The 14,475-nt window shown below is 43.3% G+C and carries 8 protein-coding genes and 1 pseudogene; 6 read left to right on the top strand and 3 right to left on the bottom strand.

Going from position 1 to position 14,475, the window contains the following annotated elements; all coding sequences use genetic code 11:
• Window positions 1–13 precede the first annotated feature (13 nt).
• The 6 genes from AC5RDS_RS08790 to AC5RDS_RS08765 all read left to right on the top strand — a co-directional run bounded on the left by AC5RDS_RS08790 (window position 14) and on the right by AC5RDS_RS08765 (window position 11,735).
• Window positions 14–1,195, top strand: a complete 1,182-nt coding sequence (locus tag AC5RDS_RS08790; RefSeq protein ID WP_049782952.1) for a FecR family protein — start codon at window positions 14–16, stop codon at window positions 1,193–1,195.
• A gap of 91 nt (window positions 1,196–1,286) precedes the next feature.
• Window positions 1,287–2,213 carry an ABC transporter ATP-binding protein gene (locus AC5RDS_RS08785; protein ID WP_494222306.1) on the top strand — a complete coding sequence of 309 codons (927 nt, stop codon included), beginning with the start codon at window positions 1,287–1,289 and terminating at the stop codon, window positions 2,211–2,213.
• Window position 2,214: 1 nt separating this feature from the next.
• A complete protein-coding gene (locus AC5RDS_RS08780) occupies window positions 2,215–4,524 on the top strand; it encodes a Gldg family protein (RefSeq protein WP_046403984.1) in 2,310 nt (769 codons plus the stop codon).
• 18 nt (window positions 4,525–4,542) lie between these two features.
• On the top strand, window positions 4,543–6,759 hold the full coding sequence (locus AC5RDS_RS08775) for a Gldg family protein (protein ID WP_494222305.1): 2,217 nt from the start codon (window positions 4,543–4,545) through the stop codon (window positions 6,757–6,759).
• A 162-nt stretch (window positions 6,760–6,921) separates the two neighbouring features.
• A complete protein-coding gene (locus AC5RDS_RS08770; RefSeq protein ID WP_494222304.1) occupies window positions 6,922–10,329 on the top strand; it encodes a SusC/RagA family TonB-linked outer membrane protein in 3,408 nt (1,135 codons plus the stop codon).
• 17 nt (window positions 10,330–10,346) lie between these two features.
• Entirely contained in the window at window positions 10,347–11,735 is a 1,389-nt protein-coding gene (locus AC5RDS_RS08765; protein ID WP_494222303.1) for a RagB/SusD family nutrient uptake outer membrane protein, read from the top strand.
• A 194-nt stretch (window positions 11,736–11,929) separates the two neighbouring features.
• On the opposite strand, the gene AC5RDS_RS08760 is transcribed toward AC5RDS_RS08765, so the two are convergent.
• The 3 genes and pseudogenes from AC5RDS_RS08760 to AC5RDS_RS08750 form a co-directional block, all read right to left on the bottom strand.
• Window positions 11,930–12,994 carry a competence protein CoiA family protein gene (locus tag AC5RDS_RS08760; protein ID WP_494222302.1) on the bottom strand — a complete coding sequence of 355 codons (1,065 nt, stop codon included), beginning with the start codon at window positions 12,992–12,994 and terminating at the stop codon, window positions 11,930–11,932.
• A 14-nt stretch (window positions 12,995–13,008) separates the two neighbouring features.
• A complete protein-coding gene (locus AC5RDS_RS08755) occupies window positions 13,009–13,443 on the bottom strand; it encodes a hypothetical protein (protein WP_118207235.1) in 435 nt (144 codons plus the stop codon).
• Window positions 13,444–13,705: 262 nt separating this feature from the next.
• Window positions 13,706–14,475 (bottom strand): annotated as a pseudogene (locus AC5RDS_RS08750) (MobV family relaxase); the annotation flags it as partial.

Genomic DNA, 14,475 nt, shown 5'->3' with positions numbered 1-14,475 from the left:
AATGTACAATGAAATGGAGTATCAGGAAGAATACCGGATGGCAGATCTGATCAGAAGACAGTGGTTAGGTATTATCACCGCTGAAGAGCAGGCAGAACTGGAAGCTTGGAGCTTACAAGAGGAGCATGCCCGTCTTTATGCAAAAATCAGGAACCAGGCCGAGTTGCAAAAGAGAAATTTATATGTGGACGGATTGGATGTAGACGGAGTGTGGCATAAACTTCGGGAACAGATTGCTGACGTTCCTGTACGAAAACGCCGTTTCTTCACCCGTTACCGGGTGGTAGCCTGTCTGCTGTTATTGATCGGTGTCGGGACTTTACTGGTGTATAACCGGTATAGCCGTTTGCAGCCTTCAGACTTATTGGTCCAGTCCATTCATCCGGGATCTTCGAAAGCAGTTCTGATTACGAACGAAGGCAAACAGATTATTTTGCAGGATTCCCTGAACCAGGAAATTCAGGTGGATGAATCGGTGACTGTAAAGAATACCGGTCTGTTGGCGGAATATTGTCTGCAAGATTTACAGGCCGCAGAACAGGCCGAAATCAAGTACAATACGATCGTTGTACCCCGTGGTGGGGAATATGAAGTTCGGCTACCGGATGGGAGCTATGTGTGGATGAATGCTGATTCGGAAATTCGTTTTCCGGTCGTATTTACGGGGCAGACCCGGCAGGTCAGTTTAAAAGGAGAGGCTTATTTTAAAGTGGAAAAAGATAGCTTGCATCCTTTTATCGTGAATGTATACGATAAATTGAAAGTAGAGGTATTGGGGACAGAGTTCAATGTGCAGGCTTATTCGGGGGATGAGGTGGTAAAAACGACGCTGAATTGTGGAAAAGTCAGGGTTATGATGGGGAAGGAAGCTTTGGAACTGGCACCTGATCAACAGGCAGTCTGTGACTTACGGCATCGGAGATTTCACAAAATAGAGGTGAATGCAAACTATTTTTCGGCTTGGAAGGACGGTAAATTTATTTTTGAAGATGAACCTCTGGAAAATATTTTGAACAGTCTGGCCCGGTGGTATAATATTTCTGTTTTTTATCAAAACGAGGAACTCAAAAATTTTCATTTTACCGGAGATTTGGAGAGGTACGATGATTTTTCCGTCGCTTTGCGGATGTTGGAAAAAGCCACTAATATACGGTTTCTGGTGACCGGTCGTACTGTCGTAGTTCAAATAATATAACAATTACCTGATATAATGATGAATGGGGGTGAGAAAGCGGCTTACCCGGCTTTTTTCATGTCTTAACTTAACTAAAATAATCAGCTTATTTATGGGAGAAACAATCGTAGAAGCCCGGCACTTATCGCATCGTTATGCAACACAGTGGGCTATTCAAGACATTAATTTCGAAATCAGTCAGAGGGGGATTTTGGGGTTATTGGGTTCTAACGGAGCAGGTAAATCGACGACGATGAATATTATCTGTGGGGTTTTGAATCAGACCGAAGGGGAGGTTTTTATCAACGGTATCAATTTGAGGACCGATCCGGTAGAGGCCAAGAAGTATATCGGTTTTTTACCGCAACGGCCACCTTTATATCCGGAATTATCCGTTGATGAATACCTGACTTATTGTGCACGTCTGCGGCTGATGGACGCCCGGGAAATCCGGCAGGCAGTAGATACGGCCGAAGCTAAATGCGGCATTACACATTTTAAAAAGCGGTTGATCGGAAATTTGTCCGGGGGTTATCAGCAACGGGTGGGAATTGCACAGGCAATCGTTCATAATCCGCGCTTTGTGGTACTGGACGAACCGACTAACGGGCTCGATCCGGTGCAGATCGTAGAGGTCAGACACCTGATTAAGGAGATCGCTGCTGAACGGGCAGTTATGCTTTCTACCCATATCTTGTCGGAAGTACAGGCCACCTGTGATAAGATCAAAATGATAGAACACGGTCATATGATTTTTTCGGGTACGATGGAAGAATTTAATAATTATGTAGAACCTTGTTCTTTTTTGGTGACTTTCGGTAATCCGCCGGCTCCGGAAGAATTGAAAAATATCGATGGCATTTCGGAAGTCGAACCGTTGACCCCCAGGGAGTATCGCGTATATTTCACAGCTCCGGCCGGTATTACACAACAGGTCATTGCCCGGAGTGTAGAGAAAGGATGGCAATTGGAAGAAATTTGCCTGGAGCGGGAATCGCTGGATACCATTTTTGCACGTTTATCTAAGAATAGTAAATGATATGAGGCTCAAAGATTTCAATATAGTTTACCAAATCGCCCGGACAGAATTGAGGGTTATTTTTTATTCTCCTGTAGCCTGGTTGATTTTGGTGGTATTTGCCGTACAATGTGGGTTTTCGTTTTGTGACGTGATCTGGCCGGCGATAAAGAGCCAATCTTTAGGATATGAGGTTCAGGCTCTGACGGGTAGTGTGTTTACGAGCGGAAAAGGTATTTTCCCGGTGATGCTGGAACACTTGTATTTTTATATTCCTTTGCTGACCATGGGACTGATGAGCCGGGAATTCAGCAGCGGCTCTATAAAGCTATTGTATTCTTCTCCGGTGACTAGTGCCCAGATTATCCTGGGAAAATACTTGTCGGTTATGATTTATTGTGCCGTTTTGCTGGGGGTGATTTTAGTATATGTCGGTCTGGGGGCTTTGACGATCGGGCATATGGACGGTACGCTGATTTTTTCGAATTTTTTGGGTATGTATCTGCTGATTTGTGCTTATGCTGTCATCGGGCTGTTTATGTCCTGCCTCACTTCCTATCAGGTAGTGGCTGCTATCGGAACTCTGGCTTTTTTATCTTTTTTGAATTTTATCGGCGGAGTGGGACAGGAGATACCTTTGGTCCGGGATATTACTTATTGGCTGGCTTTGAACGGTAGGGTAGGCCTTTTTGTCGCCGGCATGATCAATACGGAAAACTTAATTTACTTTTTGGTGGTGATCGCTGCTTTTCTCTTACTTTCGGTCTGGCGTTTACAGGCGGTAAGAGAAAAACAGCCGGGGAGGAAAAAAATACTGAAATTAACGGGATTGGCAGTAGGAGTCGTTGTGCTCAGTTATGTTTCGTCACGTCCTTTTCTTACCTGGTATTGGGATACGACCGCTACGCAGAGTAATACTATTTCTGTTCTTTCACAGGATTTACTCCGGCAATTGAAAGGAGAACTGAAGATCACTACATATGTGAATTTATTGGATGCCAATTATGAGAGTGGGCTGCCAGCGGCACATAAAAAGGATTTCGAACGTTTCCGCCCTTATGCCCGCTTTAAGCGGAATTTGAAACTGGATTATGTGTATTATTATGATTATGCCGGATATAAATATCTGGACGAATTGTATCCCGGGTTGTCGGACCGGGAAAGGGCTGAAAAAATCTGCCAGGCTAAGGGCTTGGATTTCGGTATGTTTCTGACGCCGGAAGAGATTCGCCGGAAGATCGATCTGAGCGGAGAATCGAATCATTTTGTCCGCCAGGTGGAATGGAACGGTGAACGGAAGACCTGGTTACGGGTGTATAAAGATATGTATGTATTCCCCAGTGAGCAGGAGATGACTGCTGCTCTGAAAAGGTTGTTGGTAAAACCGCCCAAATTGTGTTTTCTGACCGGATACGGCGAACGGAATAGTACGAATAAGAGAGAAATGGATTATAGTTTTTTTTCCTCTGAGCTGTCTTTGCGGAGTGCTTTGATCAATCAAGGGTTCGATGTGGAAGATTTCTCTCTTTCCGGAAAGGAGAGAATTCCGGATGAAGTGGATATTTTAGTAATAGCCGATGTAAGAAGTAAGATCCCGGAGGGAGATTTCCGGATGATCTGCGAATATATTGAACGCGGGGGAAATTTGTTTTTGCTGGGTGAACCGGGTACGCAGGAATTTATAAATCCGTTGGCAGAATTGATTGGGGTGAGATTCCGGAATGGGATGCTGTTACAGGCCAGGGAAGGATATTTACCTTCTTTGACAATTGCCGGAATGGATCCGGAGGGGGATGAAAAGTTCCCGGTTTTCCAGAAAATGCGGCAATATGGTTTTTGTTTTGCTTTACCTGGTTGTACAGGTCTGGAAATACAGAAAAAGGGCTTCGGGATAACACCTGTTGCCTGTGTGGGGGATTCCATCAGTTGGCAAGTGAACCGGTTGTATGCAGAAGATGCTTTGAAGGGTCTGAATCATCCGGGCCCGGCCGAAGGGAAAGTACTGCCTGTCATTGTCGCCCTGGACCGTAAGGTCGGGGATAAAGAACAGCGGATTTTAGTTGCCGGGGATGCCGATTGTATCAGTAATGCAGAGCTGACCCGGGCCCGGCAGGGAGTTAAGACTGCTAATTTCACTCTGGCTACCGAATCTTTCCGCTGGTTGGCCCGGGATGAATTTCCGGTATTGCTCCCCAGTATACCTCCCCGTGACAACGAATTGTATTTGGGACGGAAGGATATGCCCTGGCTGAAATTCGGAACCATGGGATTGCTGCCCGGTCTTTTGGCCCTGGCTTATGGAGTGGTTCACTACAGAAGAAAAAGAAATTAAGATTAAAAGAAAGTTCAAATGAAAACGATTTTTAGAATAGCACAGACAGAACTTCGTTTGTTTTTCTATTCACCGATAGCCTGGCTGATCCTGATCATTTTTGCTTTTCAGGCCGGAATGGCATTTTGTGATACTTTTAGCTATCAATTGCAGAATAAAGCTTTGGGACGGGGGCAGATTCCTTTCCAGACAGTGATTTTATTGTTGGGGGATAGCGGTTCGTTCTTCAAGGTGCTGAATAATCTGTATCTGTATATTCCTTTACTGACAATGGCATTGATGAGCCGGGAATATAGTTCCGGTTCTATCAAGTTATTATATTCTTCGCCGGTAACTAATTTTCAGATTATCGGGGGGAAATTTCTTGCTATGATGTTGTACGGCGGATTGATGCTGGTAATTTTGCTCCTGCAGGTGGTGTTTGCTTTTATTTTTGTGAAAAACCTCGATATTCCGCTGATATTGTCCGGGTTGCTCGGTATTTATCTGGTTTTGTGTGCTTATTCGGCTATCGGTCTCTTTATGTCTACCCTGACTTCTTACCAGATCGTGGCAGCGGTCGGTACACTGGTGATACTTACCTGCTTGAATTTTGTAGGCGGACTTTGGCAGGATATTCCTGTCGTACAGGAGATTACCTGGTGGCTGTCTTTGTCGGGACGGGCCAAAACGTTTACGGCAGGACTGATATGCAGTGAAGATGTCGTGTACTTTGGGGTGGTGATCGGATTATTTTTGACCTTGTCTGTTTTGAAATTGCAATCGACCAAGCAGCATTATTCCTGGTGGTGGCGGTGGGCACGTTACGGGGGAGTGGTTTGTATCGCTCTGGGAATCGGATACCTGACTTCGAAACCGATGTTCATGTGTTATTATGATACGACGGAAACCGAACACAATACCATCACCCGCGAAGGCCAACGGGTCATGAATCTGATCGACGATCAGCTGACTATTACCATGTATGTCAATTTATTGGATAAAAGTGCTCCGGCAGGGATGCCGGAGAATCAAATGTCGAACCTCCGGGAATTGAAACCTTTTCTACGTTTTAAACCCGATACCCGCTTGAAATATGTCTATTTTTATGATAGCACCGATCATAGCCGTTTCCGTGGGGCTACGGCTTCTTTACCTTTGAGGGAACAAATGCTGAAAATATGTGATGACGAGGACCTGGATCCGGAATTTTTTCTGTCTCCGGAAGAAATTCACCGGCAGATCGATCTGACCTCCGAAGGAAACCGGATGATTTATCTACTGGAACGGGCGAACGGCCGGAAATCTTTTCTGCGTTTTTACGACGGCATGGATATCCGCCCCAGGGAAACAGAGATTACGGTGGCCTTGAAACGGTTGGTGACCGATGCTTCCAGAATAGTTTTTCTGACCGGACACGGGGAGCGGAGCTTGTATTGGAATGATAAAGGTGGATTATATTCACTGATTCAAAGAAACGGCCGGAATGCTTTAGTGAATCAGGGGTTTGATGTAGATACCCTGAATTTGACCGGCCGGACGGTTATTCCCGAAGATATCGATATTCTGGTGATTGCGGCTCCTGAAAAAAGATTGTCCCTTCAGGAACAGGGATTACTGGATTCATATATAGCTAAAGGAGGTAATCTGATCATTACCGGTGAACCGGGTAAACAAGAATTGATGAACGGGTTGGTGAAAAATCTGGGAATCGGCTTTAAGGAAGGAATAATCCTGCAACATGAGGAGGCCGACTGGGAGGAAGATTTTATTGTCGGTGATATCGCTGAATCCGGAGCACAACAAACCGGAGTCGGTGCAGGGCTTTTAGCCCGGCAATACCAAGTCGCTTTTCCGGGTACTACGGCTTTGTCGTTCAATGCAGGCTACGGATTTCAGGGGGTACCTATCGTGGAATATGCCGGGGATACGCTTATGCTGGCTTTGAAACGGCAGCTGGGAGGAGAAGAACAACGTATTATCGTTTCCGGGGATGCCGATTGGTTCAGTACCGAAGGACTGGCTTTACGGAAAGACGATGTCCGACTGAATAATTTCGGGTTATTCATGGAGATGTTGCATTATATGACTTATCAGCAATTCCCGGTGGATAATAGCCGTCCATCTCCTACGGACGATACCCATTATCTCGATATTGCCGATATCGGATGGATAAAAGGTCTTTTTATCGGCCTGATTCCTTTACTCGTCTTGGGAGGAGCGATAGGATTCCGGCTGAAACGGAAAAGGCAATAATGTGAAAATTATCTTAAAAAAGTATCTTTTTTATTCATCCCTTTCTTGGATTGATGTGTTCTATATATCGAAAAACGGAAGATTATTGGGGATAATCTTCCGTAAGAACTCAGCAATTAACGGGGTGTCGTTACTATCATTAACTACTAAGCATGTAAAATTATGAAAAAAAAGCGAAATTTTTTACTGAAAAGTATTTTGCTGCAGTTAAATTTCTCTCTGGAAAAGGCGGGGATTTTACTGGTACTGGTGTTGGTGTTTTCCATCCAGGCAAAAGCTTATTCTCAGACGCGTATTACTGCAAAAAGGCAGGGGGTTACAATTGACGAGGTTTTAAAAGAGGTCCGGGAAAAGTCCGGTTACCGTTTTTTATACCGGGTAGAGGAAGTAAACAGATATGGCAAAAGAGATATAGATGTGAAAGATGCGGAAGTCGAAGATTTTCTGGGACAATTACTGCAAAATACGGATCTCACCTATGAAGTGGAGAATGAGGTCATTATTATCCGGCCGGAAAAACAACGGCCGGACTCCCGGGTGAATGTACAGGTGGTCAGAGGAAAGGTGACCGATGAAAATAACCTGGCTTTACCGGGAGCTACGGTTTTATTGAAGGGGACATCCTACGGAGTAGTCACTGATTCACACGGGAAATTTACGATGGAAGTCCTGGAAAGGGATACGGTTACTTTACTGGTATCGTTTGTAGGGATGGAAACGAGGCTTGTAAACCTGAAAAAAGGGCAAACGGAAATATTGGTTTCGCTTAAACCGGATATCAAAGAGATGAAAGAAGTCGTGGTGACCGGGTACGGGAATGTCCGTAAAACAAGTTTTACCGGAAATTCGGTTACAGTGACCAAAGATGAATTGATGTCCGTTTCGAAATCGAATGTCATCAAGGCATTACAGACTTTCGATCCTTCATTCCGTATTCAAACCAATAACGATTGGGGGTCCGATCCGAATGCGCTGCCCGAAATGTATGTGCGGGGAAGGTCGGGTATCAGCGGTGTAAAGGAATTGGACCGTGATCCTTTGACGAAATCGGCTCTGAAGGATAATCCCAACTTACCGACCTTCATCATGGATGGTTTTCAGATCAGTGTGGAACAGTTATACGATATGGATCCTAACCGTATTGAAAGTATTACCATATTGAAAGATGCTGCGGCTACGGCTCTGTATGGTTCCAGGGCTGCCAACGGTGTGGTGGTGATTACGACGGTGGCTCCTCAGATGGGTAAGTTGAATGTGTCCTATAATTTTACAGGGGATGTCACGGTACCCGATCTGTCGGATTATAACCTGATGAATGCACGCGAGAAACTCGAAACGGAAGTGGCGGCCGGAGTATTCGAAGATCTGGCTAAAGATAATCCTTTGGGAGCCGAACAACAATATTATGCTAAACTGGCTTCCATTACCCGAGGGGTGGATACTTACTGGTTATCGAAACCGTTACAGACCTCTTTCAATCACAAACACAGCCTGAGCGTCGACGGCGGATCGGATAATTTCCGTTTCGGCATACAATTGAGCTACAATAATGAAGACGGGGTGATGAAAGAGTCTTTCCGGAACCGGGTGGGAGCCGGCGTATATCTGGATTACCGGATCGGTTCATTCCAGCTCAAAAATATGGTCACTTATACCAATACCCGTTCGCAGGAGTCTCCTTACGGGGCTTTTTCCGACTATACCGGTTGTCAGCCTTACGATCCTTATAAGGACGACGAGGGGAACTATCTGGAAAATCTGCCCAATTGGGACGGAAAGAATGAAAAACGCCCTAATCCTCTTTATGAGGCGACTTTATCCAATTTCGATAAATCCAAATATGAAGAGTTTGTCGATAATCTGGGTATCAACTGGAATATAACTACCGGTTTGTTATGGAAAACTCAATTCAGCCTGACGCGTAAGATTACCGATACGAAACGTTTTCTGGATCCGTTGTCTTCGAAAAATACAACTCCCCAGACTGCAGAAAATCCTTCTTCCGGCGAATTGAATACCAGCCGGGGAAATGAGTTCTACTGGGATCTGAGTTCAACCCTGTCTTATAACCGTTCTGTCGAAAAACACCATATCAATTTATTGTTGGGGGTGAATGCCCGCTCTGCCAAAACCGATAACATTTCGGCTTCTTACCGGGGATTCCCTTCCGGGGCTTTGAGTTCTCCGAATTATGCCGAAGAAATTGTTTCCAAACCGGTAAGTTCCGATAATTCCACCCGGCTGATCGGTTTCCTGGGGACCCTGAATTACAGTTATAACGATGTGTATTTGCTGGATGCTTCGGTACGTATGGACGGTTCTTCGGAATTCGGGGCGGATAAACGGTTTGCTCCCTTCTGGTCTGCGGGAACCGGTGTCAATATTCATAACTACGGTTTTATGAAAGGACAAACGGTTATTGACCAGTTGAAAATACGGGCTTCATACGGACAAACCGGGAAAGTGAATTTTCCGCCTTATGTAGCCCGAACGACTTATAAAATGTTTACGGACGGTTGGTATAAAACCGGTTTCGGCGGTACCCTCTATGCTTTGGGGAATACAAACCTAACCTGGGAAACGACGAATACCTGGGATGCCGGTGTTGAACTGAGTTTATGGAAACGCCTGCTTTATATCAAAGCTTCTTATTATCAGAAAAAAACGGTGGATCTCGTCAATTCGGTGACGATTCCGAGTTCGACAGGTTTTACCACTTATATGGATAATATCGGAGAGGTGGAAAATAAAGGATATGAACTGGAATTCCGGAGCGAAGTAGTCCGTCGAAAAGATCTGTTTGTAGCTGTTTTCGCTAACCTGGCCCACAATGAAAATAGAATCCTGAAAATATCGGAGAGTCTGAAGGCTTACAATGACCGGGTAAAAGACCATTTTGCCAACAGTAACCGGTTCGACGGTTCGAATACCCAGCCGTTTACTCAATATGTCGAAGGAGGATCCCAGACGTCGATTTGGGGAGTTCCCTCACTTGGAATCGATCCTGCTACCGGAGAGGAGATTTTTATCCGCCCGGACGGAAGCATTACCAATACCTGGAATACGAACGATCAGGTGGTCTTGGGGGATACGGAACCCAAAATACAAGGTACTTTCGGGTTGAATGCCACTTATAAAAATCTGAGTTTGTATATGACTTTTATGTATGAAGCCGGCGGCCAGATATACAACAGCACTTTACGTGACAAAGTAGAAGATGTGAATGTATACACCTCTAATGTCGATAAACGGGTGTTCTCCGAACGTTGGCAAGAACCGGGGGATAAGGCTCGTTACCGTAAGCTGACCAGCGGAGTGGGCGGCAGTATTATGCGTACCCGTCCGACTTCCCGTTTTGTCGAGGATAACAATGTATTGACCCTGAACTCTATTTCTCTGGGATATGATTTCGACGCCGGGCAGAAGTGGATGAAGACGATCGGCTTGAGTATGCTGCGTTTTGAGATCGGTGCGAACGATGTTTGCCGTTGGTCGTCGGTGAAGGTGGAAAGAGGATTGAATTATCCTTATGCCCGGAGTTTTAATTTTTCGCTGAAAGCTGCTTTCTAATTTTTAAATTTTGAATTATGAAAATATATCATTGGATAATAGCCTGTTGTTTACTGTTGCCATTGGGAGGTTGCAGTAATTGGCTGGATGTGATTCCGGAGGATTCTGTGGATGAAAAAGATTTGTTTTCCACCGGAGAGGGATACCGGAATGCGTTGAACGGCGTATACCGCCAGATGTCTCAGACTTCGATGTACGGGCAGCAGATGAGCTGGGGATTTATTGATGTTTTGGGACAGTTGTACAATACTCAAAAATTGTCGAATTATTCGGCATATGGAATCGCGGGAAAGAATTATGCTTACCGTGATGAAACAGTGAAGTCGGTGATTCAGGTTATCTGGTCGAATACCTATAATTCGATTGCAAACTGTAACAATATTGTCGGGCGGATTACCGGGGAGGATCCCTCTAAATTCAGAGGAGGTGAGGCAGAACAGCATATGATCCAGGGGGAGGCGCTGGCTTTACGGGCTTTCCTGCATTTTGATTTACTGCGGCTTTGGGCTCCGGCACCGGTGACCAATCCTTCGGGAAATTACATGCCTTATTTCGAGAATTATCCTTCTACCTACGAACCGGATAAAAGTGTACAGGAGATTTTGTCGCTGGTCGAACGGGATTTGCTCCAGGCCAAAAACTTAGTAGCTCCGTTCGATACACTACCCGACAAATCGATGTTGGTGGCTGAAAAACGGATTAAGAATAACTGGGTGAGCAGTTCGGTAACCGATTTGTTTTTCCTTTACCGGGGATTCCGTATGAATTATTACGCTGTTATAGCCCAGCTGGCCAGGGTTTATAATTATATGGGCGAATATGAAAAAGCCGCTCATTGTGCACAAGAAGTACTGGATGCCTATGCAGAAGAATATGCTGCAGTTTGTTTCCAGTTGTCAAAGAAGGAGGAGGTACAGAACAATGATCGGAAACGGTATAAAGAAGTGATTTTTGCCCTGTCGAACGAATTGAACCTGGATAATTATGAGCCTTATTATACGACGAGTTCCGACCGACTTGTACTGGCCGGATATCCCGGTATTTTCGACGATGAGGCAGATGTGAGGAAAGAGTATTTGACAGAGACTTCGGGAGCCGACCGGATCTGTAATAAATATATTTTACCGACCAACAATACCTTGGAATATACGCAAACCGAGGATTTGATTCCGCTGATCCGGGTGAGCGAGATGTATTTTATTCAAGCCGAATATCTTTACCGGAAAGGAGAGACTCAGGCCGCTATCGAACAACTGGATCAGGTACGTGTTGCCCGGGATTGTACTAAAGGACGGCTGACGGTTTCCAGCCTCGACGATTTTAAAAAGATACTGATCGATGAGGCCCGGCGTGAATTTATGCAGGAAGGGCAGTTGTATTATTATTTTAGATTTTTCTCGGTTTGACTTAACCAATTGAGAAATAAACTTTTAGCGAATTATTTGAGAAATAGAAGTAACGATTTAGCAACTGTGCGAATTTCAGCGTTTTACGTTGCTATGCTGTCAAATAACTCTTTCATCTGCAAATATAATATGTTTTTCCAAAAACGAAAAACATCAAGCGTGTTTTTCTGAATGGGATGGTAATTATCCCTTGATTAATATGGGGTATCTATATTCCAAATGTCCACTGAATCATTTTTTTGATATTCATTAAAATCAGAGATGGCATCATTTATCATTAGTGTATTCTCTCTAAACATTGAACATTTTGAAACATCATTATCATTGCAATATTTTGGATTACCACATTTTTTATACAATTTGCAGAACTTGCTTCCACTCATATCTTCTGCTTGCCATTTACATAATTGGCAATCTTTCTTTAAATACCCATCAAGATACGCTTTAACTTTTCCAATTGTATATAAACCACCACTATTGATAAAATATGGTATGCAATCATCATATGGCATACTTATTTCATAGATTCCCTTTCTGTGGTGATTGTAATTCCTACAAGTAAACGTATCTCGTTCAACATAGCTTTTCAAAGTATGATGTAAGATATATTTTTGAAAAGGTTGCGTAAAGTCCTTTGCTAAAACTTCCTTACGTTTAAAGTTGTACAACTTAACTTTTTCACATTCATTTAAATTTGTGGAATTTACAATATCCAAAATGTCTTCTTCTGACTGAATACTAAGTTCAATAATACGAATGCCCGATTTTTTCTTTTCTTGACTGCATTCATGTGTTACAAATACTTCAATGAAAATAGGCAAATTAGGATTAGTCTTGTTTTCGCAATACAAATCGGCTATAAAGTCTCTACACCTATGTTCTTGGATGCATTTTGAATAATAAGTCTTTAAATCAAATTGCACTTTCTTTACCCTCTTACAGTTTATCTTGTCATAGAAAACACAATTATCATACTTGTCGCACTTTTCATAACTATCCATAGATAATATGATATGCTCTTTCTGATTAAACCAATTCATTATCATTATCTCAGCAATGGAATGTAGATATTTGTCGTAAGAACATTTGTCAGCCTTATGCGCAAAATGCCATTGGCGGATATTTCCACGTTTAGCTATCATCTCACTGTGACAATAAGGACAAAAATATCGTTCGTTTGAATAATATACATCCTTTATATCAACGATGCAATTATCGGTGTTAAGTGCAAAATGTTGATAAGTGTGTGAATGTTTCATTTTATAAGTACCGACTAATAAACTCCTTCTTTTTCCCTAATTATGCCAATGTTTTCATCTGTCGATTTTGATTTTGACACGACTATTTGGTCAAAATTCTTTTTCCCCACTTGTATTTGACCATTTGAAAACACATATAGAAAAACATTTTTCAAAGTCTTTTTATATATAGATTTTCCATTTTTATCAACGACTTTTACTTTGACTTTATATTTATCTGATATAAAATAGTCAGGAGTTATTGACTTGAAAGACATCGTAACATCTTCATAATATTTCCCTTCAATATCAAGAAATGCTACTTTACGTACAACTTCCATATCAGTTAAAGGCTTTGCTGTTTCTGGTTCACTTTGAGCAAAAGCCAAAGGACACGTAAACAACATAATTAACAGCAATACAGATATTTTTGCCTTGTCTAAAACATAAGTGTTAGTGATTTTAGTCATATCTATTATTTTTTTAATGATAAAAAGCGCAGACATTCGCCATACGCTTCACGGTTCACCACAAACCACAACTAAATATGGGAAGTCTGCGCCCATATTCGGGGCAGTCCCAATATTAGTTGTTGCTCTTTACTTGTAGTGGTGATTGTGAAGCTATCGAGCAATATGTCTTGGAACGAGTTATTTCAATCCAACTGCAAAAATACAAAAAAACGTGATAATCCATTCAATATAGGTAGATTATTCGGCTGTTTTCTTTGAACTATAGTTTTATACCCCTATTTTGCCTTGGCTTCGGTATTCCAATAGCTTCTCTAAACTCGCTCATCTTTTTTCTGAACCAACTCACGTGTGGAACTCCGTCAATATTGAAATCGAATTTTCCGTTTTCATTCTCCTTGATGGCGCAGATAGAACGCTTGGTTTCAAAACTTTGGTTGAACTCCGAAGAGTAGAGTTTACCTTTAATGGCAACATCCTTGAAAGTGCATAGTCTTCGGATAATACCGTCATCGAAACCCAAGCGGTCACGCAGGAAATTTATTGTCGGTATCAGCTTTTCCACGTATGGGAAATAGCATTTGACAAAATTCACGAACTCGGACAGCTTACCATTCTGTTGCTCATATGTGCTTTTCATTTCCTGCATCTGTTTGGCTTGTTGTCGTTCCCGTTGTCGGGCTTCTTCTTCTAGTTCAATGATGCGGTTTTGCAGGGCGGTGTTCTCCCTTTCCAGCGTCTTGACCTTGTTACTGCCGAAAAGAGAACCGACACTCTCGGCGATGTTGGCAGCTGCGGTGGTTGCCGCCCCTTTCAGCTTCTCGGTCTGTATTTCTTTTTTCGCCCGTCTTAGTTCCTCCCGTGCCGTTTCTTTCTGCTGCTGCAAATCCACCACTTCCGCTTTGAGGTCGTCGGCAAGTTTCTGTATATCCCGATAATACTGCTGTGTGGACTTGTGGCGAGCTTTCGAGCCGTCTATGCCTCTTTGCAGCCCGTATTTCGCCATCGCTTCGGCATAGGTATCTTGGTAGG

Source organism: Odoribacter sp., from assembly GCF_985060555.1.
This window is presented reverse-complemented; position numbering and strand designations above follow the sequence as displayed.